The organism is Rosistilla ulvae, assembly GCF_007741475.1.
GTDB classification, from domain to species: Bacteria; Planctomycetota; Planctomycetia; order Pirellulales; family Pirellulaceae; genus Rosistilla; species Rosistilla ulvae.
The window spans coordinates 5,934,428-5,955,400 of record NZ_CP036261.1; the positions used below are offsets into that span (position 1 = coordinate 5,934,428).

At 57.3% G+C, this 20,973-nt stretch carries 20 protein-coding genes; 10 read left to right on the forward strand and 10 right to left on the reverse strand.

Translation table 11 applies throughout. From position 1 onward, the window contains the following. The first annotated feature begins 26 nt into the window (after nt 1-26). Complete coding sequence (locus tag EC9_RS20975) at nt 27-374, forward strand: cytochrome C oxidase subunit IV family protein (protein WP_145123024.1); 348 nt, start codon at nt 27-29, stop codon at nt 372-374. Nucleotides 375-853: 479 nt separating this feature from the next. Here the strand turns inward: EC9_RS20975 and EC9_RS26685 are convergent, their stop codons facing one another. The 5 genes from EC9_RS26685 to EC9_RS21000 all read right to left on the reverse strand — a co-directional run bounded on the left by EC9_RS26685 (nt 854) and on the right by EC9_RS21000 (nt 8,747). Further along, nucleotides 854-1,675 carry a hypothetical protein gene (locus EC9_RS26685; protein ID WP_218934322.1) on the reverse strand — a complete coding sequence of 274 codons (822 nt, stop codon included), beginning with the start codon at nt 1,673-1,675 and terminating at the stop codon, nt 854-856. Between the two features lie 706 nt (nt 1,676-2,381). Beyond that, entirely contained in the window at nt 2,382-3,971 is a 1,590-nt protein-coding gene (locus tag EC9_RS20985; RefSeq protein ID WP_145348054.1) for an arylsulfatase, read from the reverse strand. A gap of 344 nt (nt 3,972-4,315) precedes the next feature. Beyond that, on the reverse strand, nt 4,316-5,575 hold the full coding sequence (locus tag EC9_RS20990) for an outer membrane protein assembly factor BamB family protein (protein WP_145348055.1): 1,260 nt from the start codon (nt 5,573-5,575) through the stop codon (nt 4,316-4,318). Between the two features lie 50 nt (nt 5,576-5,625). Beyond that, a complete protein-coding gene (locus EC9_RS20995; protein ID WP_145348056.1) occupies nt 5,626-7,845 on the reverse strand; it encodes a serine/threonine protein kinase in 2,220 nt (739 codons plus the stop codon). Nucleotides 7,846-8,204: 359 nt separating this feature from the next. Next, the gene (locus EC9_RS21000; protein ID WP_145348057.1) at nt 8,205-8,747 is read right to left on the reverse strand and encodes an EF-hand domain-containing protein; all 543 of its coding nucleotides are present in this window, start codon (nt 8,745-8,747) and stop codon (nt 8,205-8,207) included. Between the two features lie 257 nt (nt 8,748-9,004). Between EC9_RS21000 and EC9_RS21005 the strand changes: the two genes are divergently transcribed. The 3 genes from EC9_RS21005 to EC9_RS21015 all read left to right on the forward strand — a co-directional run bounded on the left by EC9_RS21005 (nt 9,005) and on the right by EC9_RS21015 (nt 11,350). Continuing rightward, on the forward strand, nt 9,005-9,595 hold the full coding sequence (locus tag EC9_RS21005) for a hypothetical protein (RefSeq protein ID WP_145348058.1): 591 nt from the start codon (nt 9,005-9,007) through the stop codon (nt 9,593-9,595). A gap of 168 nt (nt 9,596-9,763) precedes the next feature. Then, nucleotides 9,764-10,324, forward strand: a complete 561-nt coding sequence (locus tag EC9_RS21010) for an ECF-type sigma factor (protein ID WP_145349275.1) — start codon at nt 9,764-9,766, stop codon at nt 10,322-10,324. A gap of 171 nt (nt 10,325-10,495) precedes the next feature. After that, nucleotides 10,496-11,350 carry a YitT family protein gene (locus EC9_RS21015; RefSeq protein ID WP_145123030.1) on the forward strand — a complete coding sequence of 285 codons (855 nt, stop codon included), beginning with the start codon at nt 10,496-10,498 and terminating at the stop codon, nt 11,348-11,350. A gap of 21 nt (nt 11,351-11,371) precedes the next feature. Here the strand turns inward: EC9_RS21015 and sugE are convergent, their stop codons facing one another. From sugE to EC9_RS27190, 3 genes are read right to left on the reverse strand one after another with little or no spacing between them, the layout of a single operon-like run. Then, nucleotides 11,372-11,686: a quaternary ammonium compound efflux SMR transporter SugE gene (gene sugE / locus EC9_RS21020; protein WP_145123031.1), complete on the reverse strand. Its 315-nt coding sequence runs from the start codon at nt 11,684-11,686 to the stop codon at nt 11,372-11,374. A 45-nt stretch (nt 11,687-11,731) separates the two neighbouring features. Further along, complete coding sequence (locus EC9_RS21025) at nt 11,732-11,968, reverse strand: DUF3565 domain-containing protein (protein WP_246105806.1); 237 nt, start codon at nt 11,966-11,968, stop codon at nt 11,732-11,734. A gap of 35 nt (nt 11,969-12,003) precedes the next feature. Beyond that, nucleotides 12,004-12,129, reverse strand: a complete 126-nt coding sequence (locus EC9_RS27190) for a hypothetical protein (protein ID WP_261342889.1) — start codon at nt 12,127-12,129, stop codon at nt 12,004-12,006. A 140-nt stretch (nt 12,130-12,269) separates the two neighbouring features. Here EC9_RS27190 and EC9_RS21030 point away from each other — a divergent pair, with 140 nt between their 5' ends. Beyond that, on the forward strand, nt 12,270-13,202 hold the full coding sequence (locus EC9_RS21030; RefSeq protein ID WP_145348059.1) for a histone deacetylase family protein: 933 nt from the start codon (nt 12,270-12,272) through the stop codon (nt 13,200-13,202). Between the two features lie 32 nt (nt 13,203-13,234). Here the strand turns inward: EC9_RS21030 and EC9_RS21035 are convergent, their stop codons facing one another. Together EC9_RS21035 and EC9_RS21040 are read right to left on the reverse strand one after the other, a co-directional pair. Continuing rightward, complete coding sequence (locus EC9_RS21035; RefSeq protein ID WP_145348060.1) at nt 13,235-15,940, reverse strand: bifunctional acetate--CoA ligase family protein/GNAT family N-acetyltransferase; 2,706 nt, start codon at nt 15,938-15,940, stop codon at nt 13,235-13,237. Between the two features lie 30 nt (nt 15,941-15,970). Continuing rightward, nucleotides 15,971-16,882: a sugar phosphate isomerase/epimerase family protein gene (locus EC9_RS21040; RefSeq protein ID WP_145348061.1), complete on the reverse strand. Its 912-nt coding sequence runs from the start codon at nt 16,880-16,882 to the stop codon at nt 15,971-15,973. 354 nt (nt 16,883-17,236) lie between these two features. On the opposite strand from EC9_RS21040, the gene EC9_RS21045 reads away from it, so the two are divergent. The 5 genes from EC9_RS21045 (at nt 17,237) to EC9_RS21060 (ending at nt 20,746) form a co-directional block, all read left to right on the forward strand. Further along, nucleotides 17,237-17,575 (forward strand): cupin domain-containing protein, encoded by a 339-nt coding sequence (locus tag EC9_RS21045; RefSeq protein ID WP_145348062.1) that lies wholly within the window; start codon nt 17,237-17,239, stop codon nt 17,573-17,575. A gap of 502 nt (nt 17,576-18,077) precedes the next feature. Continuing rightward, complete coding sequence (locus EC9_RS21050) at nt 18,078-19,100, forward strand: DUF1559 domain-containing protein (protein ID WP_145348063.1); 1,023 nt, start codon at nt 18,078-18,080, stop codon at nt 19,098-19,100. A 53-nt stretch (nt 19,101-19,153) separates the two neighbouring features. After that, nucleotides 19,154-19,636: a DUF4198 domain-containing protein gene (locus EC9_RS21055; RefSeq protein ID WP_145348064.1), complete on the forward strand. Its 483-nt coding sequence runs from the start codon at nt 19,154-19,156 to the stop codon at nt 19,634-19,636. A gap of 419 nt (nt 19,637-20,055) precedes the next feature. After that, nucleotides 20,056-20,202, forward strand: a complete 147-nt coding sequence (locus EC9_RS26690; RefSeq protein ID WP_218934323.1) for a hypothetical protein — start codon at nt 20,056-20,058, stop codon at nt 20,200-20,202. A 208-nt stretch (nt 20,203-20,410) separates the two neighbouring features. After that, nucleotides 20,411-20,746 (forward strand): hypothetical protein, encoded by a 336-nt coding sequence (locus EC9_RS21060; RefSeq protein WP_145348065.1) that lies wholly within the window; start codon nt 20,411-20,413, stop codon nt 20,744-20,746. The last annotated feature ends 227 nt before the right edge of the window (nt 20,747-20,973 follow it).

Below are 20,973 nucleotides of genomic sequence, written 5' to 3' on the forward strand. Positions count from 1 at the left end.
TCGTTTAAAAGATAGGCGTTTTAAAAATGAGTTCACACAGCGAACACGATGACGGCGAATTTGCACATCCAATGCCGATCTGGATGTTGTTGGCCGTATTTTTCGCGCTCACCGCGCTGACGTTCATTACCGTCTTTCAGGCGAGTCTCCATCTCGGCAACTGGGAGATCTGGATCGCGATGACGATCGCTTCGGTCAAAGCGACTCTAGTGATGGCGTTCTTCATGCACATGTTGTGGGACAAGCCGTTTAACATCCTGATGTTCCTCAGCTCGTTCCTGTTCGTGACCCTGTTCGTCAGCTTCCTGCTGATGGACACGCACGCTTACAACCACAACGTGATCGTCAAGCCAGTTGGCGAAGTGGTACAGTAGCCGTCGAATCGACGACGCTCGCCTGTGACCACGCGATACGCTCAACCGCGTCTCTCCAAGAGACGCGGTTTTTTCGTTCGATCTCAGGTTCGATCTTTTTCCCCAATCAGACCGCCGGAATTCACCGCCTAAGCTCCTCCATTGCCGCCTATTGGCTTCGCTCCCATCAAAGTAGCCCGGCGGCCTGAGGTCATCCCCGCTGTCTTAACAGCAAGCAAGCGAGCACGGCTCGAAGATCATCCGCACTAGCCGACGCGAAACCGGGCAATCACGTCTTACGTTGAAGAGTGTTTAATATTGAAGAGCGTGCAACCGGGAAGAGCCTGCTTTGCTTGAGCGACTTCGGCGAAGGAATCGCAGCCTATGGTCAGAAGGTACAGACATAAAAAAACGGTTGGTCATAAGACCAACCGTTCGCTTCTGTTGCTGTGAGAGGAGATGACAATTCTCCTCGCTTCAGAACCTGTTCTTCAGAACTCTTACTTGTCGCTCTTCTCGTCGGCAGGCTTGGCTTCCGCGGCTTCTTTTGCCTTGGCAGCGGCAGCTTCCGCTTCTTGTTTTGCTTTCGCTTCAGCAGCCTTCTTCGCTTCAGCAGCCTTCTTTGCTTCGGCAGCCTTTTTAGCTTCGGCAGCCTTTTTAGCTTCGGCAGCCTTTTTAGCTTCGGCAGCCTTTTTAGCTTCGGCAGCCTTTTTAGCTTCGGCAGCCTTTTTAGCTTCGGCTTCCTGCTTTGCCTTTACTTCGGCTTCCATCTTGGTCTTCGCTTCGGCTGCTTCTTTCGCTTCAGCTTCTTTTTTGGCTTTAGCTTCGGCTTCTTGCTTCGCCTTTACTTCGGCGTCCATCTTGGCCTTCGCTTCCGCTGCCTTTTTGGCTTCGGCTTCTTTTTTAGCCTGCTCTTCAGCGGCCTTCTTGGCCTTCATGGCTTCTTCGTCGCGTTTCGCCTTGGCTTGTTCGCGTCGCTTCTTCTCTTCTTCCTTGCGTTTGTTCTCTTCAGCGATCTGCTTGCTCAGGTCGGCGTTTTTGCTGGTCAGCTGTTCCACTTTCTTGCTGGTATCGGCCAGCTGTTGCTTCACTTTGGCAAGAGCTTGTTCGTTTGCTTTTGTCGCGGCAGCCATCGCGGCTTTGGTCTCTTTCAGTGCCTTTTCGGCCGCTTCGGCACGTTTGGTCTCTTTCAAGGAATCGGCGATCAGTTGTTCCATTCGCGACTTCTGGGTGCCGACCAAAGTTTCGGCTTGCTCCAATGCTTGACTGGTTTCCGCAGCAGCGGTTTTCAGCGCCGCCACCTCTTCCCGCAACGCGACCAATTCGGTCGTCAACAGGATGTTCAATTCGCTTGGATTGTCATGAGCGATGTTCGAAGAGGACGAATTGCAGCCCGACACAACGGATACGGGTTGCGAACAACCGCATCCAACGCGCGTCGCGCAAGGGCCCTGGGCACTGCTCGTTTGAATCGTCATGGTCGCAAGAGCGACGGTGTACATTGCTTTTTTAATCATTCTCGATACTCCGCTTTGCCAACGCTGAATCGTTGTTCATTGTGTGTAAGTGCTCCCACGCAACATCATTTGGGCTGTTCTGCACGAACCGCTAACGGTCCGACTGGAAGAATGAGAAAGCCTATTCCTACGGCTTTCTCCGACGACTGAATTCTTCAGGTGGGAGATTCGCATCCACTATGATCCGAGGGCAGAATCATTGCAAACCCTTAGACAGCCTTTATCTTGGAAAGACTGGGGCGTCAAATCGGATTCTGCAAGCTTTGCCGGCTGCCCCGATCCTGCCGATATTACAGCCATTCAGCCGGTCCATCGGGTGGTCCCTCAAGACGTCGCACCGCCCATATTGGGGCCCGTTGGCATCCCGCTCCGCATAATATTGAACGCCCAGATCTCGCCCAGATCTCGCCCCGATCTCGCCCCGATTGTTACAGGACGATTGGACATTCGCCGCCTTGGCTCTCAACAGCCTCCAGACTAAAAACCGCGTTGCTTCGGCTGCCTTAGGGCATCATTGCGGCTGGCGAGCCTGATCGCTGAACTCCCGATTTTTGGATTCCCACAGCGCGACCAAGCGCTTCAAATCCGCGGGCTGCCGATCCGCCAGATCGTGCTGTTCGCTGCGATCGTCCGCGAGGTTGTACAACTCCCACGCCCCTGCTTTTCCAGCCGCGACAATTTTTAGATCCCCTTGCCGCAAACCGCGATTCCCTTCGTGAGACCACCACAAACACTCGCGGTCCAAAGACTGGTCTTGGCTGAAGAGCGGCAGCAAGCTATTGCCGGGAGGCGTTGGCGCGGACGCAGCTCGACTCGTCGGCGATGGCTCGATCTCAGCCAATTCCAACAACGTTGCGGCGATGTCGATCACATGCCCCGGCGTATGCCGCAGCGCTCCGCGGTCGGCGATCCCTTCTGGCCAATGGACGATCAACGGCGTGGCGATCCCGCCTTCATGGACCCAGGTTTTGTGACGGCGGAAAGGTGTATTGGAGACAGTCGACCAACCGGGGCCTAAGCAGAGATAGGAGTCGGCCGAACCGGGATCCGCTTGCGGATCGTGCCCGTCGGCCCGGACCATGATCTCGGCGCTTGCACCGTTGTCCGACAGGAACAGAATCAACGTCGCTTCGAACGCGTCCATCGATCGAATCTGATCCAACACGCGTCCCAGTTCCTGATCGATCCGATCGATCATCGCCGCGTGCACCGCCATCTTGTTCGCCTGAAACGCGCGTTGTTCATCGGTCAACGCCTCCCACGCCAGCGGCAGGTTAACCTCGCCATCGCCCAACGTTTCCATCGCTTTGGGAAACGGATAGGGAGGCCCCAGCGTCCGCTCGACATCCGACAGCGCGACCGCGGGAAAGCCCAGTTGCTGTTGCTTGGCAAACCGTTCGGCGCGTATCTGTTCCCATCCCGATCGGTAGCGGTCGCGATATTTGGCGATGTCCTCGGGCAGCGCGTGCAGCGGGAAGTGAGGCGCGGTGAAAGCGAGATACTGGAAAAAGGGCGCGTCGGGATGTTCTTTTGCGTGCTGTTTCAATGACGCGATCGCGTGATCGGCGATCGCCGTCGTTCCATAAAACGATGTCCCCTTGGGAACCGCCGGCAGTTTGACATCGTCTTCGTAATGGACCAGCGGATTGAAAAAACGCCCCTGATCCTTCAGGTAATACGAACGGTCGAACCCACAAGCGAGCGGCATCGAATCGATATGCCACTTACCCGAATGATACGATCGATATCCGGCCGGTTGCAGCAACGCGGGCAACAGCGGAGCCCAGGCGGGTCGCGTGCCGCGGCTCCCGCTCGGTACTCCCGGCACCTGATCGCGGCGGATTTGTTGAGCGTAGTAGCCGGTCAACAGCGAACCGCGAGTCGGCCAGCATCTTCCCGTGTTATAGAACTGTGTAAACCGCAGCCCACCGGCGGCCAAAGCGTCCAGATGCGGCGTCGCGATCTCGCTGCCGCAACAGCCCAGATCGGAATAGCCCAAATCATCAGCCATTACCAACAAGATGTTAGGCCGAGCGGCAAACGCAACTTGAGCAACCAAACAGACCAGCAGACAAAAGGTCCAACGAAGGAGCAGCGACATCACACAACACCTGACAGCAAGCGGAACAAGAGACCGATCCAGGATTAGTGTACCTCAACGTCAGGAGTCGCGCCCCGATGCTGTTCGCCCCGTTCCCGAAGGGATCGTAGATGGTAGCCGGAGGTCGTCGCGCAGCGGCGCACCTCCGGATTCCAACGGCCATAACGGACAACGCTCCCGAAGGGATCGCAGACGTTTGCAATCTGCGACCCCGCCGGGGTCGGCGATCATCCTTGCCTTGGGCCCGGTGGTATTCGCTACGCTCAAACCACCGGCTACCCTCTGAAACCGCTCCGCGGTCCGCCAGCATTAGACCCCGGATCGCACATTCGCGAGGCATCGCGTTACGACTTCGCCCCAATGCAATAGAGGGCCTGGTCGCTGCGGAGATAGAGCTTGCCGTCGGAAACCGCTGGTGAGGCGTTGAAATCGCTTTCGTCGTCGGCGATCTTGTTCTGTGCAATCGGTTCGAATTCATCGCCGGGATCGAAGACCAGCGTGCCGCTGCGACGCGTGACGACATAGATATGGTCGCCGATCAAAACAGGCGATGCATAGACCGGCCGGCCGCTCTGCAAATTGCCAACGCGTTTGCGATAGATCACCGCGCCGTCTTCGGCTGATGTGCAATAGGCGATCCCGCGGTCGTCGATCCAATAGAATCGTCCGTCGTGCAGCAGCGGCGTCGCCACGTACGAACTCGATTGGTTGGTCCACAGGACTTGGGAATCGGAAACGTCGTCTTTGCCTCCCGCTTTCACGGCGATGCATCCCGACGCGCGATATCCGCCGAAACTGTAAACCGTTTCGCCAGCAACGATCACCGACGGCGTGACGTTTCCGGTCATCGGCGTCTGAGCGTACCATTTCAATTTCCCGGTCCGTGGATTCATCGACCACATCTCTTCGGGAACGCTGATCACCAGTTCGGATTCGCCATCGGCCAACTGAACGATCCGCGGCGTGCCGTAGGTCAGTTCGAGCATCCCCGCCTCCTGTCGCCACAGCTCTTTGCCCGTCGCTTTGTCCAACGCGATGATCGCTTTGCTCTCCTCTGCGGCGTTGACGATCACACTGTTTTCAAACAGCAGCAGACTAGCGGCCGATCCCCAGCGTCGGTTGCTCGATTCCTTGCCGACATCGACGCTCCAGTTCCGCTGGCCGTCGAGTCCGATGCTATGGACGCCCCCTTTTCCGAGGAACACATAAACGTTTTCGCCATCGGTCGCCGGCGTGTTGCTGGCGTAACCATGTTCGGTGATGTAACCCTGGTAGCCGTCTTCGCGGTAATCGATCGGGAAATCGACCGACCACAATTGTTCGCCGGAGTTCTTGTCGAAGCAGAGAACCTGCCGCTTCGCATTGCCGTCGCCGTTGACGTAACAGGTCACAATCACGCGATTGCCGGTGATGATCGGACTAGAGGAACCCGATCCCGGCAGCTCGACTCGCCACGCCATGTTCTCCGTTTCGTTCCACGATGTAGCGACCGTATCGCTCGACCTCGCAGCCCCTTGAGGTCCCAAAAATTGAGGCCAATCGTCGGCGGATGTGACTAGGGGGAAAAGAAGCAGCGTTGCGGTCAGTAGTGTTTGTCGAAGCATCGTCGGTCCATTCATTGGTGGAATCAGGTGGCGCTTGAAATTGTCGGCTTTCATTTTGACTTTGACTTAAACCCCAACTGGCGGCGTGCGTCTTGGTAAGTCAACAAAAATTCCACGGTTTCAAACCATGGCGCCGACTGGGGACCAGCCTCCATTTGATCCGTTGGCAATGCGATTTCGACGGCAGCTTCCCGCGCCTTGGCTAGTTCAGCTTCGGCCTGATCGCGCTTGCCCACGTTGTCGTAAGCGATCGCCAAGCTGGCATGGATGATCGATTGCGAACGCCACCGATTTTCCTCGAGGACTTCCGTCCAAGACTGGATCGCCGCTTCGTTGTCGCCAGCTCGCAGGTACGACAATCCGAGGAGGTATAAGCAAATCTCGCGAGGAACCGTCGGTCGCCCTACATCGTGGCGGCGATCCGGCGGTGGTGGTGGCCTCCATCGCCGCGTGTCGGATTCAAGATGCCAAGCTTCTCCGATTCGTGCGAGTTCATCGCGCGAGACCGAAAATGTGTAATCGGCCGATGCGGCGCAGTCGCGCAACAATTCCCAGTTCGGTCGCTCGTCGAGCGTGCCGAGTCTTTCGTCCAGCCGTTCGCAGATTCTTCGATAGTCGTTCGGTCGATCCGTCAACAAAAACAATGCCGGCGTTCCCCACCAGGACGACGTATTGGTCGGCGCTCCCAGTGTCAGCGCCTTGGCGTAATCCTCCGCTGCCGCTTCCCAGTCGCTTCGTCCGGTATGGAATTGAGCCCGCGCAACCCACGGTTGGTAGTAGCCCGGTTGCAGCGAGACCGCCGTGTCGAAATCGATCTGCGCCGCTTCGGTTCGGCCGGCGTTGACGTGCGATTGAGCGCTAGCGATCAACGAATTCGCTCGCGTGATGTTCTCGGCGAACTGCTCGATCTCCGCCTTGGCCGCAGTCGCTTCGCGAAGCGCTGCCTCCTTCTGATTCCGTTGGTCGATCGCCGCAGTCATCTGCCACAGACTGACCGCCGAACCGATCAGCATCGTTACGCCGACCAACAGAACAGTGACCAACGCCGCGCGATGGCGGCGGGCGAATTTGCGAAACTGATACGTTCGCGACGGCGGCCGCGCTTCGATCGGCTCGGAATTCAGATAGCGTTTGATATCGGCAGCCAACGCGGCCGCCGATTCGTAGCGTCGCGTGCGATCCTTTTCCAACGCTTTCATCACGATCCAGTCGAGATCGCCGCGGATCGTTGCGGCCAAGCGAATCGGTTGCAGACGGCGAGTGGTAGCGACAGTCGAAAGGGCGTCGTTGAGCGTCGACAGACGCTTGCTTGGTTTGGGAGGATCCTCTTCGCGAATGATCCGCCGCAGTTCGTCGTAGCCAGCCGAATCCATCCGCTCGCGATCGAAGGGCGTCGCACCGACAAGCATCTCGTACATCAAGACTCCCAACGAATAGATGTCGCTGCGCGTGTCGATGTCCAGCCCACTCATCTCCGCCTGCTCGGGACTCATGTACAGCGGCGTTCCAATCATCGAAAAGAACCGCGTATAGATCGTCTTGTCGGTCAACGTCTGCCCGATCGCTTTGGCGACACCAAAATCGATCACCTTCGCCACCGGCTTGGCATCGTGCAGCGTGACCATCACGTTGGATGGTTTGATGTCGCGATGGATGACACCTTTTTGATGGGCGTGGTGGACGGCGGAGCAGACGTCGACCAGCAGCGTCAATCGCTCCCGAACTGTCAATTGATGGTTGTCGCAGAACTCAGTGATCGGAAGCCCGCGAACCAGTTCCATCACGAAGTAGGGGCGATGATCAGCGGTCACGCCGGCGTCGAAGACTTGTGCGATGTTGGGATGATTCATCATCGCAACCGCTTGCCGTTCGGCCTCGAATCGAGCGATCACCTCTTTCGAACCCGATCCCGGTTTGACGATCTTCAACGCCACTTTCCGCGCGACCGGTTCGTCCTGCTGAGCGACGAAGACCAGTCCAAACCCACCTTCGCCGATCTGTTCCATCAACCGATAGGCATCGATCTGCAACCCGATGTGCTCGATCGGTTCGGCAATCGGAGGCGTCATCGTGGCGGCGATCCCTTGCCCACCGCCGATCGGTTGATCGAGCAGTTTGGCTGGTTGATCGTGAGCGGCCAGCAACGCTTCGACCGACGCGAGCAGCTGCAAATCGCCGCCGCAAGCAGATTGCAAATAGGCGGCGCGATCCTCGATGCTCTCCTCATCGATCGCTTGCAGGAAGATCGCTCGTTCAGCCGGATTGGTCATCGCATTTTGTCTTACTTAAACGTCGTCGGTAACTCTGCCTCCCTGGATCCCTTCACCTCGGGAAGTGCCGAGCTGTTCCGCTGTCGGGAAGTTACAGCCATTTAATATACCGACTCCAACGTGTGCCCCGATCGGCACCGCAGTAAATCGTTTAACCGCGTGGGCATCGCCCCGCGTTTCATCCTATCTCCTGTATCCACCACACGGCCAAGCGGCCCTACAAAACTTAACGGTACGGGTCGTCTAACCGCGCGGGAATCACCCCCGCACGTTACCGAGTGTAGCGTTTCGGAGACGCGCGGCCCGTTGGGCACGCGGTTAAACGAAATCGGCGTTAGAAGGACCTTCGCGCCGAAGAGTTATTGAGGCCGTTGTGGGCGCCCGTCGGCTTCTTCGCCCGGAGCGCCGTGGCCGTGAGGCGGCTGCTGCAACGCGGCCATCTGCTCGTCGCTCAAGATCGCTGCGAGCCGTTTGTCGACAGTCGACTGCAACGCCGTCAGCTGCTTCGTCTGCCGATCGCTCAAGCCCAACGATTGAATGACAAAATCGGGGATCACTTGGCCGGGACGCGACGGCGGTCCGTGGTGCCCCTCTTGCCCCGGCGGTTGCTGCGTCATCTCTCCACCACCAAAACCAGCTTGCGGAGGCGGTCCGCCGGGACCGCCTTGCGGATTGCCTCGCCGTTGTCCCCCACGCATCGACTGCATCGCTTGCATGGCGACGGAAAGTTCCTGCTTGGTCACGCTGCCGTCTCGATTCGTGTCGGCGCGATCAAACAACTGGCCAATCATTTCGACGGGTGATCCACCGGGGGGCCCACCGCGGCCCGGTGGCTGTGCGGAGACGGTGCTTGCAAATGTAAGTATGCCGCTGATAGCGATCAGGCGAAGCGTTGAATTCACGATGGGGGGTCCTTGCGGAGAACGAAGAAGAGGGGGGAGTCGCAAGACTCAATGCGTCATCGAAAGGGGGAGGGGGACACGAATCTCGCAGCTTTTCAAAGGTTTGTCTGATAGCCTTTCTTTCAACCGGAATTCCAACGTTTTCCGCCATTTTCGCCGATGTTGAGCCTCCCGAAATCACGAAGGTGCTTTCTGCCAACGTGCAATTCCTGCAACCGTTTGGCTCGCCTTCCATCCATGCAATTCAGGAGCGAACAATGAGTATTTCTGCCTCGGGGGCCAATTTCTCTTCCCCTACAAGCTTCGGCACTTCATCCACGCGAGGACCTTCCGCAGAAGAGAAGCAAGAGCATCTTGCGGCGGCACTGGAGTCGATCGGAGTCGATTCGTCGACGGCATCGGATGTGTTGAGCCAGGTCGAAGAGACGGTCGATTCGCTGACAGCAAACGGATCGACAACCAGTGAGTCTTCGATCCGCAGCGCCGTCGAAGAAGTTCTCGAAGCCAACGGCATCGACTCAGCTGAAGTCGATGCGGCGATCAAAGGGAACCGACCGCCGGGCCCGCCCCCCCGCGGCCCCAAGCCAAGCGACGAGGAGTCGACGGATCTGGAGTCGGCCCTGCTATCGTCCAATCTCGACACAGGCACTTTGGATTCGTTGCTAACGTCGATCATCGATACGATTCAAGAACTGACCAGCGACTCGTCGACCGAAGTATCCGACGAGTCGATCCGGTCGGCGTTGACCGAAGCGTTTGAAGAGAGTGGCGTCGACATCGATCTGCTGGAACAATCTCTGGGGCAGCCGATTGGATCCAACGGAAGCATTTTGAACCGACTCGCGTGACAGTCGACGACGATTTCCTACAATGGTTGAATGACCAGCAACAGTAAGAAGGAACTGTAGCGCCGAAGCGTTCCATGAACTCTCCGAAGTTCTCCAAGCGAGCCAGCGGGACTTTCAATCGGCAGCGCTTAACCAATCCTCGCCGGAAACCATGGCATCATGAATATTGTGAAGCGCGACGTCACAAGAATCTTGTCGGCCATCCACGATGGAGATCGGCAAGCGGCCAGCGAGCTGTTGCCCTTGGTTTATGAAGAGCTTCGCAAGCTGGCGGCTAGCAAGATGAATCAGGAGAAGTCGGGGCAAACGCTGCAGCCGACGGCTCTTGTTCACGAAGCGTTTTTGCGGCTTGTCGGTGGCGAGACGCCACGAGAATGGGATTCGCGAGGTCACTTCTTTGCAGCGGCCGCCGAAGCGATGCGTCGGATTTTGATCGATAACGCGCGGCGACGGGGCCGCGATAAACGGGGCGGTGACTACGTCCGCCACGAACTGCACGAAGAGAGTGCTTTTGTCGATGCCGAAGATTTCGACGACTTGTTGGCCCTCGACGATGCGCTCAATAAACTGGCCCTCGAAGACACCGAACTGGCCAAACTGGTCGAGCTGCGTTATTTCACGGGGCTGACGATCGAAGAGACGGCGCAAGTCCTGGGGCAGTCCACGCGAACCGTCAAACGCCACTGGGCCTTCGCCCGCGCCTGGCTGCAACGCGAGATCAATGCGTAGCCGCCGAGATCGCAATTTCTCCCAGCTCCCGCCTGCCAACTCCCTGCTGCCCCGTAGTTGCGATTTCTCAAAACTGCATAATTGGAAAGTTGCCGCTGGCGACCGCCGTTCTTTAGGTTTCCGATTTGCCAGGACGAGGGTTTAGTGTCTCGAGGAATTATTGATTACGCGATGATTGTGTCAGCCGGTCTGCTGTACGCGATCGCGCTGAAGTATTTTGTTCTGCCATCAAAAGTAATCCTGACGGGCAGCGAAGGGATCGCGGCGGCTCTCTCTTATTACTTCGAAAACTACTCGCTGTTCATCGTCTTGTATCTGGTGTTCCAGGCGGCGCTGTTGGCGTTTGCATTCGCTCGCGTCGGTCGCACCTTTGCGCTTCGCTCGCTGATCGTTGTCGGCACGGTTGTGCTGGCGCTCGCCGGATTGCCCGAATTACAATTTGCCTCCCCCGAACCTCAAAACGAGCGGATCATCCTGGTCATCTTCGGCGGCCTGTTAGCCGGCTTCGCCAAAGCGCTGGCGTTCAAAAATCGCGGCTCCACCGGCGACGAAGATATCCTGGGGGCCTACTTTGCGATGAAGTATCTGAAGCCGGTCGGATCGATCGCGATCTTTGCCGCCGTCGGTTCGACAGCCTTTGGCCTCGGGATGGAGCTGCTGAAACACGGGCACATCGAATCGGTCGTCAACACGCTGATGTACACCTGCATCTACATCTTCGCGTCCGCCGAGACGTTGAACAATCTGTACCACAAGTTCAAGATCACGATGCTGGTAATCATCACCCGCAATCAAGAGGCGATCGGCGAAGCGATCACCGCCACATCGGCACATCGCACCTACACCGTGCAGCCAGGTATCGGTGGCCACAGCGGCGAATCGTTTTGGATGGTACGGACGATCATCACGCAAGAGGAACTTCCGCACCTGGTCGACGCTGTCGAGGAATCCGACCCAAGCAGCTTTCACTACAATTACGATATCGAAGGAATCTCGCGTCGTTACTACATCACGCCGATCAGTTAGCTGCGTGAGCGATGCGACGCATTACGCTGCCAATTTAAGTCCAACGATTCCACCGATGATCAGCCCGATGCAGGCGATTCGGACCGCCGTCGCCGGCTCGCCAAACAGCAAGATCCCCAGCGATGCCGTCCCAACGGCGCCGATCCCTGTCCAGATCGCGTAACCGGTTCCCAGCGGAATCTCTTTAATCGCATGCGACAGAAAATAGAAGCTGGCGATCATCAGCACGACAGTGATCATGCTGGGCACAAGCCGCGTCCAACCTTCGGTCTGCTTCAATCCGATCGCCCACGCGACCTCCAACAAGCCAGCGATCACTAAATACAACCACGCCATTGACTGGGTCCATTTCCGTTTAAGAGTCAGCCGTTTTTACAGTTTCTATTTTGCTTCGGGCCGCGCATCGGCTGCAGCCCCTTCGTCGCACTTCTTGCATTGCAGCAGATGACCGATCATCCCCGCGCGGCCCGCGGCGGTTGTCACCCAAGGGCGATTCATCCACGGCGGCGTATGGCGAACGTGTTGGTTGTGACCACAGCCTAGCTGAGCGACCCAATCGCCCTCTTCATCGGTGTGGTATCCAATGATCGGTTGCTGCATCGATCGTCGCAGAAGCATCGTGAGAATGATGGGAAAGCCGGCGGCAAACGCATCTATTTAGCTTTGAATCGTTCGCTGGACAACCCGAGGACTTCGGGGATCGATCCAACCGACAGCGGTTGCAGCGACGACGATGCCCGCGGCGGCTGACGGAAACCGGCAACAACGACAAAATCCATCGAGGACTTCGACAGCGAACACGGTTCAGATCGCGGAACAAAAGTTCCAAGCGATCGCTCGGCAAGGCTGTTTCCAAAAAACGTCACGTGCTTCTTTGCGCGAAGTGCAGTTACGGCCGAGTCTGGTTAGAATATCGGGCATGACAATTTTGTATTACGATCCGATTTTCATGGAACACCTGACGGGCGACCATCCCGAACGGGGCGGGCGGATTTTGCCCGCGGTGCGCAACTTGAACTTTCTGGCTTTGGATTCGGCTTGCAAGCGTCCGGCTTGGGAATCGGTTTCGAAAGACCGGTTGTTCTACGTCCATCAACACAAATACATCGAAGCGCTGCAACAGATGGCCGAGACCGGTGGCGGGTTGATCGATACCGATACCGTCGTCAGCCCGAAGTCTTATGAAGTCGCATTAAAGGCGACCGGAGCGGTTTGCGACGCGGTCTGTCGTGTTGTCGCCGGCGAAGACAAGACGGCGTTTTGTCTGATCCGGCCGCCAGGACATCACGCCATGCCCGACCACGGGATGGGGTTTTGCCTGTTCAACAACATTGCCGTCGGCGCCCGCGTTGCGACCAATGAACTTGGAATCGAGCGGGTGCTGATCGTCGACTTCGACGTCCATCACGGCAACGGAACCCAAGCGATGTTCTGGGAAGCCGCCGACGTTGGCTATTATTCGATGCATCGATCTCCCCTATATCCGCACACCGGCGCGGCAGACGAAATCGGCGTCGGCCCCGGCGAGGGAACGACGATGAATCTGCCCGTCGCCTTGGGAACGCCGCGCGAAGAACAACTGGAGACGTTCACCGCCAGCGTGCACGCATTTGCCGACAAGATCAAGCCACAACTGGTGATGGTCAGCGCCGGCTTCGACGCTCATAAAGAGGATCCGATCGGATCGCTGGGGCTCGAGAGCGAAGACTTTCGAACGTTGACACACGTGCTGTTGGACGTCGCCAACAAGCATTCCGACGGCCGATTGGTCAGCGTTTTAGAAGGCGGCTACAACGCCGAAGCGATGGCCGAGTGTGTGCCGATCCACCTGGAACAACTGCTCGAAGCGTAAGCTCTCGGCAGCAAATCACTTTCAGACGACGTTCAGTCTGCGTCCAGCAAGCTCTTCTTGACCATCACGGTATCAAACGATTTGGATCGATCGATTTCGAAACCGCGTCGCTGGAACATCTGGATCATCCGATGGTTCGACGCGGCGGTCTCGGCGACGACCGATTGGATATTCCAACGTTTGCAAATCGTCAGGCACTTATCGGTCATCAACGACCCGAGTCCGCGTCCCTGCCAGCGATCGGCAACCAGGATCGCAAATTCCGCTTCGTAATGATCGGCGTCGGCGACAAACCGAGCAACGCCCGCGATCTGTTTGACGCCGTCTTCGATCACTTCGACCACGATCGCCAGTTCGCGGTCGTAATCGATGAAGCAAAATCGAGACGCCATCGTATGCGTGGCGGTGCGAAACATGTAGCGGAACCGCTGCTGGATCGTTTCGGCGGAACAGCTTTCGATCAACCGATGCCACATCGGTTCGTCTTCGGGTTTGATCGGTCGCAGCACGACGGGAGTGCCGTCTCGCAATTCGATGTTGCGAATGAACTCTTCCGGATAGGGGCGGATCGCCAGATGCGCGAAACGAGAACTCGATTTCCGACGCATCTTCCCATCGAGGATGATTCGCGAATCGAGCGCGATCACATCGCGGTCGCTTGCCAACAACGGGTTGATGTCGATTTCGGCGATCTCAGGGCACTCGACGATCAACTTCGACATCCGCAACAAGCATTCGACCAACAGATCGACGTTCACTCCGCGACGACCGCGGTAACCTTTCAACAGAGGCCACGATTGCAGCGACTCCAACATCCGCCGCGCCAGTCGCTCGTTCAGCGGCGGCAGTTCCATGGCGTAATCTTGAACCAACTCCGCCGTGATCCCTCCCGCACCAACCAACAGCACCGGTCCAAAGACGGGATCGCGCTTCGCCCCCAGGATCAATTCGCGGCTGAGCGATGCAACAACCATCGGTTGCACCGTCACTCCACCAAACTCAAAACCGAATCGATGTTGCGCGACGCGGCGGCCGATCTCCTGATACGCTTCGCGAACTCGGTCGCCGCTTGTCAAGTTCAGCTCCACACCATCGACGTCGGTCTTGTGCATGATCTGCGGTGAATAGACCTTTAAGACGACGGGGTATCCCAGCCGATCGGCGATCGCAACCGCTTCCTCCTGCGATCGAGCGATCTCGGTCTCCGCGACTCGAAAGCCGTAATTCTTGAGCACCAACTTCGATTCGTATTCGCTGAGCGGAGTCCGTTCGCCTGGCCTCTCGTTGACAGCGTCGACGACACATCTTCGCCGCTCGGCTTCGTCGACAGGAAAGGTCAGCGGGACCTCCAACGGTGTTTCGCACAACATCTCGCGGTTGCGGCCATAACGCACCAACTGCATGAACACCCGCACGCATTTTTCCGGCGTCGCGTAGACCGGGACGCCCCCCTGCGTCAACCGCCGGATCCCTTCGGCCACCCGAGTGCAGCCCATCCACGACGCCAAGACAGGTTTTGTCGTCGACTTGGCGGCGGCGATCACGGCGTCGGCGACCCCACTGGGGTCAGTCGTCGCTTGCGGTGCCAGCAGCACCAAAACGGCATCGACGTTGCGATCGCGGATCACGGTTTGCAGCGCCGATGCGTACCGCTGTTCGCTCGCGTCGCCAATCACATCGACGGGGTTGCAGCGAGACCAAGCGGCTGGCAATTGGGCGTCCAATGCTGCGATCGTCGAATCTGAGAATTGTGCAAGCTTGCCGTTCCGCTGCAACAAGGCATCGGTTGCCATCACGCCAGGGCCGCCAGCGTTGGTGACAATCGCCAACCGGTCGCCGCATGGCTTGGGGTGTCGAGCCAAGAATTCGGCGCTGTCGAAGAGGTCGTCGAGTTCGTTGGCGCGAACGATTCCCGCCCGCGCGAACGCAGCTTCATACGCGCTGTCGACACCGACCATCGCGCCGGTATGCGATGCCGCCGCCGCCGCGGAAGCGTCGAACCGCCCCGACTTAAACGCAATGATCGGTTTGGATTGCGTGAACGCGCGAGCCGCCGAAAGGAATGCGCGAGCTTCGGTCAACGATTCGACATACAGAACGATCGACTCGGTCCACGGGTCCTCGGCGAAATAATCGATCAGTTCGGCGATGGTCACATCGGCCATGTTCCCGATCGACACAAACTGAGAGAAACCTACGTTCTGGTTGATCGCCCATTCGAGGATCGGGGTGCAGAGTGCACCGGATTGCGAGATGAAAGCCACGTTGCCCGCCGGTGGCATCTCGCTGGCCAGACTTGCGTTGAGATGTCGATGCGGCGAGATGATCCCAACACAATTGGGACCGATGATTTTTGTCCCGGGGAACGTCTTGGCGACCGCAACGATTTCGTCTTGCAAGCGAGCCCCTTCGGCTCCGACTTCGCGAAATCCAGCCGACTGGATGATGATCCCGCGAATGCCCGCTTCCCCGCACCGTTTGACAACATCGGGAACCGTCGCCGCGGGCGTACAGATGATGGCCAGGTCCACCGTCTCGGGCAACGCGGCGACCGACGCGAAACTGGGCAACTGCAGGATCGTTTCGTAGTTCCGATTGACGGGATAGATCCGACCGCGAAACCCGCCATCGACAAGGTTTTTCAGCGACAACCTGCCGACACTCTCCGGTCGCTCACTGGCACCGATCACCGCAATGCTCTTGGGTGAAAAGATCTTCTTGAGGTGCTTTGAGGTCATCGGTGGAGTTCTTTTCCAATCACTGCGGGGTCAAATTCCCAGTAGGCGCCGGATTGCCCGACGGTCATCGGCAACGGCTGCGATGCGTTGGGCAGCCTTTTGCGGATCGCGATGATCGATGTATTCCATGTGCACCGAAACGGGGATCCCCGCGATCGGATCTTTCCGCAGCGAATCATAAAAGCTGCTGGCGACCAGCCCCGATCCCAACGGAACGTTCTCGACCTTCGCCTCGTTCCACCGAAAATCTTTGCAATACAACGCGCCGACATGCTCGCGCAACATGCTCCAATGTATCGGCCATGACATGCCGGCTTCAACGGTAGCATGGCGGATGTCGAACGCGACGGCCAATTGTTCTTTCGGCTGATCGGCGGCAATCCGGTAGAGATCCCACAGTCCTGCGCCGCAATACCGCGTGCCGGCGTGATTCTGGTAGAGCGCCGTGATCCCCAGCTCGCGATTCAGCTGCACCAACTGCTCGACCTGGCGGGTGAATTTTTCCAATTGTGGCAGAATCGGCCGGTCGAGATCGTACCGATAATAAGCCATGCGGTAGTAGCGGATTCCCGCCTTGGCCGCCGCTCGCAATGTTGGTTCAGTCAACCGTTGATCGACGCTGTTGACATCGCTAGCAAACAGCACGACTTGCTTTTCTTTAGCCGCCAACGCATCGACCAGCTTGGGCAACTGGTCGGCAACTTTCGCCGGCTCCACCTGGCCACCCTTGCGCACCGTCGCTTCGATCCCATCCCACTGCTGCTTGACCAACAGATCGGCCAGCTCTGAGAAACTCAACATCTGCAGCGGCTTGGCGAACACACACAGCGGCCCCCACGGAGACGGCGAATCCGCAGACGCCTTGTTTTCATCGGCCTGAGTCCAGCGAGCGGTCAGCCCCGCAGCGAGTGCGCCCATGGCGACGCGTCGGTTGTATTTCATGTTATTGCAAAGAGAGTGTGAATCGCGGTGTCGTTGTAGTTCAAGAAAAGCTTTGAATAGTGTAACCGTTGCAGAGCCGGAGCGTTCAAATTTCCGGGCACGCATCGCGCGCAATTCAGAGCTTGAGCTCGGCAGATTTTTGACAACCCAACGCGTAAACGGGGCACCACGTGAATTCCGCGCTTACACGTCGGGCTACCAATTCCTGCGACGCTTCCGTTTCGAAAAGTGATTTCGCCTGCGGCTAACTCCGACTCCGCTTGCCAATAGTGCACACGAACGTATACATTAAATGACGGCTCGGCACGAACACACGCGCCGGCAACTCACCTCAATTTTTTGGAGCAGCATCGGATGGCAATCTCTCACGCAAAATCTGGCGAGATCATCGACGTCGGTCCCTTGGGCGACGCGCTCTCCTCAACGAAGACTTCTGCGCTTCTGAAGTCGGATGAAATGGAACTGCTGCGGCTGGTACTGCCCGCTGGCAAGACGATCGCCGAGCACAAGGCGCCAGGCGAAATCACAGTGCATTGCCTCGAAGGCCGAATTCAATTCACAGCTCTCGGCGCGACCCAGGAACTGACCACCGGCCGACTGTTGCACCTTCCCGCTGGCGAACCTCACGCGCTCCACGCCATCGAAGATTCGTCGCTGCTGGTGACGATCGTGCGTCGTCCATCGAAAACGTAACCGACGCCGCGACGGCAAAGACCGCCCCATGATGACCACGAGTCCGTCGCAGCGGTCCCAGATCCTGTTCCCGTCTTCTTATCGTGAACATCAGCCGTTCCAACTGCTGCGAGTTTCCCAGGAACGACTCCTTCAAAAGCCGACGATCTTAAGACTTAGACGAACGCGAATTTTGAAATTCGGACATCACTACTCCGAAGCCCATGTCAATTAACCAACGGCACTCTCGGTCGCTCAAGCCCCCCACCATCCGCGTTGAGCGCCGCGGAAACCGACCGAGTGGTCAGCCCAACAATGATTTCCCATCGAAGCATCTTGCCGCCAACTTCGCATCCAAAGTAGCCCCTGGAAAATTCAGGAAAACGTTGGGAGGCCCCACCGCCCCCCCCCGGAGCCATTGAACCAATCATCTACCTTGACTAGTATTTGCCCATGGAATGCCGTTCTTGGGCATTTCAGCGGACATTATCGCTTTTTACTTCAAATTACGGTGTGAAATAGAATGGCTCGAACTTCATTCCGACGCGGCTTTACGCTGGTCGAATTATTGGTCGTCATCGCAATTATTGGGATCTTAGTCGGGTTATTATTGCCAGCGGTGCAACAGGCCCGCGAAGCAGCTCGCCGCATGCAGTGCACCAATCATCTGAAGCAATTTGGATTGGCATTGCACAATTACCACGACACCTTCAACGCCCTGCCGTATCGCCAGGGAGGGCCCGACCAATCGACGGTCGCCGCCGCCAATCCACCGCGTCGGTTTTCTGGCTTCGTTTCGCTATTGCCGTTTATCGAACAAGAGAATCTGTATGAAGCAGCTTTGACCAACACGCAATACGTTTGGAACACAGGGTTCGCGCCGTGGCAGGCGAAGTCACAAGTTGCGGAATTTTTGTGCCCGTCGGACTCGCTTGTCGGCAGCCCCTATGCTGAGATCAATTATTCATTGAGCATGGGCGACAGTGTTGGGAGCGATTACTCGATTTCTGGTACCAATTTAAACTCCCTTGGTGTTCGCGGAATCTTCGGGATGGAAACGCACACCCGATTTCGCGACGTTACCGATGGGTTGTCGAACACCGTCGCGATGTCCGAATTCCTTAAACCGACCACGACCAACCGTATTGGAGCGGCCGTTTCGAACGACTCCACCAACCCAATCAATTGCAAAGCACGGCTGGTAAATGGTGTCTACACCGCTTCGAGTTCTCTGATCACTCCAGATCGTTGTTTGGGCTACCGCTGGGCCGATGGCCGGCCGGGCTATTGTGCGTTGACGACGATCCTGCCCCCCAATAGTGCCACGTGCAGTTCACAAGCCTCCGGCGGACTATACACGGCCAGCAGCCGACATCCGGGCGGAGTTAACGCGGTATATGTCGATGGCAGCGTGCATTTTGTGGCCGAGACGATCGACACCGGTAACTTGGCCGCCGCCGTTCCAAGCGTCTCCAGCGGGGCGTCGAGCCCGTTTGGGGTTTGGGGAAGCCTCGGATCGAAGTCGGGGGGCGAAACGCATCAATAGTTGTCGCGTCGTCCACTTTTGTTTCAAGTCCTCCAATTCAACCTTCACTGAAAATGCAATTCATCTCCCACTTTAAACTGACCTGGTTAACAGGTCTTTTACTCGTCGCCGGTTGCGGCGACATCGGCACCTGGAGCGACAGCCGGCAAGTGATGCTGTATCCCGTTTCGGGAATCGTTACGCTTGATGGGCAACCGGTCGAGGGTGCGCAAGTGATCTTTCAACCGGCCGGCGAATCTCAACAAAACCTGCTTGGCACTGGCGAGACCGATGCGTCGGGACGCTTTTCGTTGGTGACCGTCCAAGCTGGCGAAGGCGCCGTGGCCGGCACTCACAACGTGAGCGTTTCCAAAAGGGTCGTAACGGGTGTAAACACCGACGCGGACGTCGATTTAGAGATCTTCGTTCCGTCAGTAACCGAAGAGAATCAGTTGCCGGAAATCTACAACGCGTTTGAGACTTCAGGCCTGACATTCGACGTCTCCGACCAACAGGCGACCGAAATTTCGATCGCGTTGGAAACTCAGACACCGTAGCCTCCCCTCTGTGACGGTCGACCGCCGGTTGATGCCATTTCCCCGGCACCAACCGGCCATTTCTCGGGCCCCGTGTTCCGGGGCCGGGGTGCTGCGTGCGTCCTATACCTCACGCCGACCACCGACCACGACCGTGATTGCTTACCGTAGCGTTCTGCCGTCGAATTAAGCGGCAATTCCACAGAGTGGTTCGCAGGATTTTGCGTTGGCGACACCATGAACCTGCAGCGACACCGCGGATGTCAACGCGGTCAGACAGTGTCAGCGGAGGTTGACGCAATTTATGCCGATTGAACGGTTTGCGCGACTCCACAGCTGAATTTACGCAATTTTAACCATCTGGCATGTTGATTGCGTAGTTCTTCTTGTGACACCACGGGGGTGCCGATTCTGGTCCACTTCTTAGAAGGAGCCCCAACATGTTGATGCGCAATCCTGAGATGATGCTGCACGATTCAAACGATCGGACTCAAAACACTGCTGCTTCCACTTCCCGCGAAAATTTGCTCGGGCAAGTGATCGTGATGCTCTTACTGATGATCGCGATCCTGCTGCGAGCACTGTGACAATCTCGTGCGAGCCAAGTTGGCAAGACAAACATGTCGCCGAACTTTCGGTTTCCGTTCGCGAAGCACGGAGACCGCTTCCGAAACAGCGTGGCAAAACATCGCACCGACACCTTTACATCACCAAACACCGTCCAATGGCACTGCGATTGCCCTTGGAAACGGGTGCGACTTGATTCCAACCGCTTCACCAACATGGATGGTGCCGATGTCATTTGATCGATGGAGCCAGGAGAATGAATTCCTGAATGCCTTGGCAACAAATCTAGTCCGCGAAACCCATGGTCTGATCGAAGACTTATCGATCGATTCGGATCGTGACTCCGCCATTGTTTACGGCACAGTGTCGTCATACCACGACGTGCAGCGGGCCATCCACGCGACCCAGTCTTTTGGTCGTGAGCAGACGATCTTTGCGAGGACTAGGCTCTCCTTTCGAGTGTGCGGTCGAACGCTCGATTTGACCGTCCCCCATCTCGGTGCAACACGGCGGGTGCCAACGCCAGCGGACAGTTGTCAACGCGAGTTAACGCTGATTTCGTAACCGCGGCGACACATCCAAAGCAAATCGCTTGACCTGTGCATCGTTGCAGCAGCTGGCAAAAAATCGTTTTGCCGCGGCCCTTATATTTTGCGACTCACGGCGTCGAACCGATCATTTGGTCCGCCGCTTGCATTAGCAGCCGACTCGGTAGGCAACTCTTACATCGCCCCAAGAACACGCTTGCCACTGCGTGCTTCGATTGATATCACCAACTAACAACATGGACC

Coding starts and splice junctions, on each gene's coding strand:
- EC9_RS20975 (WP_145123024.1), top strand. CDS start 27: ATGAGTTCACACAGCGAACACGATGACGGCGAATTTGCACATCCAATG.
- EC9_RS20985 (WP_145348054.1), bottom strand. CDS start 3,971: ATGTCGCTGCTCCTTCGTTGGACCTTTTGTCTGCTGGTCTGTTTGGTT.
- EC9_RS20990 (WP_145348055.1), bottom strand. CDS start 5,575: ATGCTTCGACAAACACTACTGACCGCAACGCTGCTTCTTTTCCCCCTA.
- EC9_RS20995 (WP_145348056.1), bottom strand. CDS start 7,845: ATGACCAATCCGGCTGAACGAGCGATCTTCCTGCAAGCGATCGATGAG.
- EC9_RS21005 (WP_145348058.1), top strand. CDS start 9,005: ATGAGTATTTCTGCCTCGGGGGCCAATTTCTCTTCCCCTACAAGCTTC.
- EC9_RS21015 (WP_145123030.1), top strand. CDS start 10,496: ATGATTGTGTCAGCCGGTCTGCTGTACGCGATCGCGCTGAAGTATTTT.
- sugE (WP_145123031.1), bottom strand. CDS start 11,686: ATGGCGTGGTTGTATTTAGTGATCGCTGGCTTGTTGGAGGTCGCGTGG.
- EC9_RS21025 (WP_246105806.1), bottom strand. CDS start 11,968: ATGCTTCTGCGACGATCGATGCAGCAACCGATCATTGGATACCACACC.
- EC9_RS27190 (WP_261342889.1), bottom strand. CDS start 12,129: ATGGATTTTGTCGTTGTTGCCGGTTTCCGTCAGCCGCCGCGGGCATCG.
- EC9_RS21030 (WP_145348059.1), top strand. CDS start 12,270: ATGACAATTTTGTATTACGATCCGATTTTCATGGAACACCTGACGGGC.
- EC9_RS21035 (WP_145348060.1), bottom strand. CDS start 15,940: ATGACCTCAAAGCACCTCAAGAAGATCTTTTCACCCAAGAGCATTGCG.
- EC9_RS21040 (WP_145348061.1), bottom strand. CDS start 16,882: ATGAAATACAACCGACGCGTCGCCATGGGCGCACTCGCTGCGGGGCTG.
- EC9_RS21045 (WP_145348062.1), top strand. CDS start 17,237: ATGGCAATCTCTCACGCAAAATCTGGCGAGATCATCGACGTCGGTCCC.
- EC9_RS21050 (WP_145348063.1), top strand. CDS start 18,078: ATGGCTCGAACTTCATTCCGACGCGGCTTTACGCTGGTCGAATTATTG.
- EC9_RS21055 (WP_145348064.1), top strand. CDS start 19,154: ATGCAATTCATCTCCCACTTTAAACTGACCTGGTTAACAGGTCTTTTA.
- EC9_RS26690 (WP_218934323.1), top strand. CDS start 20,056: ATGTTGATGCGCAATCCTGAGATGATGCTGCACGATTCAAACGATCGG.
- EC9_RS21060 (WP_145348065.1), top strand. CDS start 20,411: ATGTCATTTGATCGATGGAGCCAGGAGAATGAATTCCTGAATGCCTTG.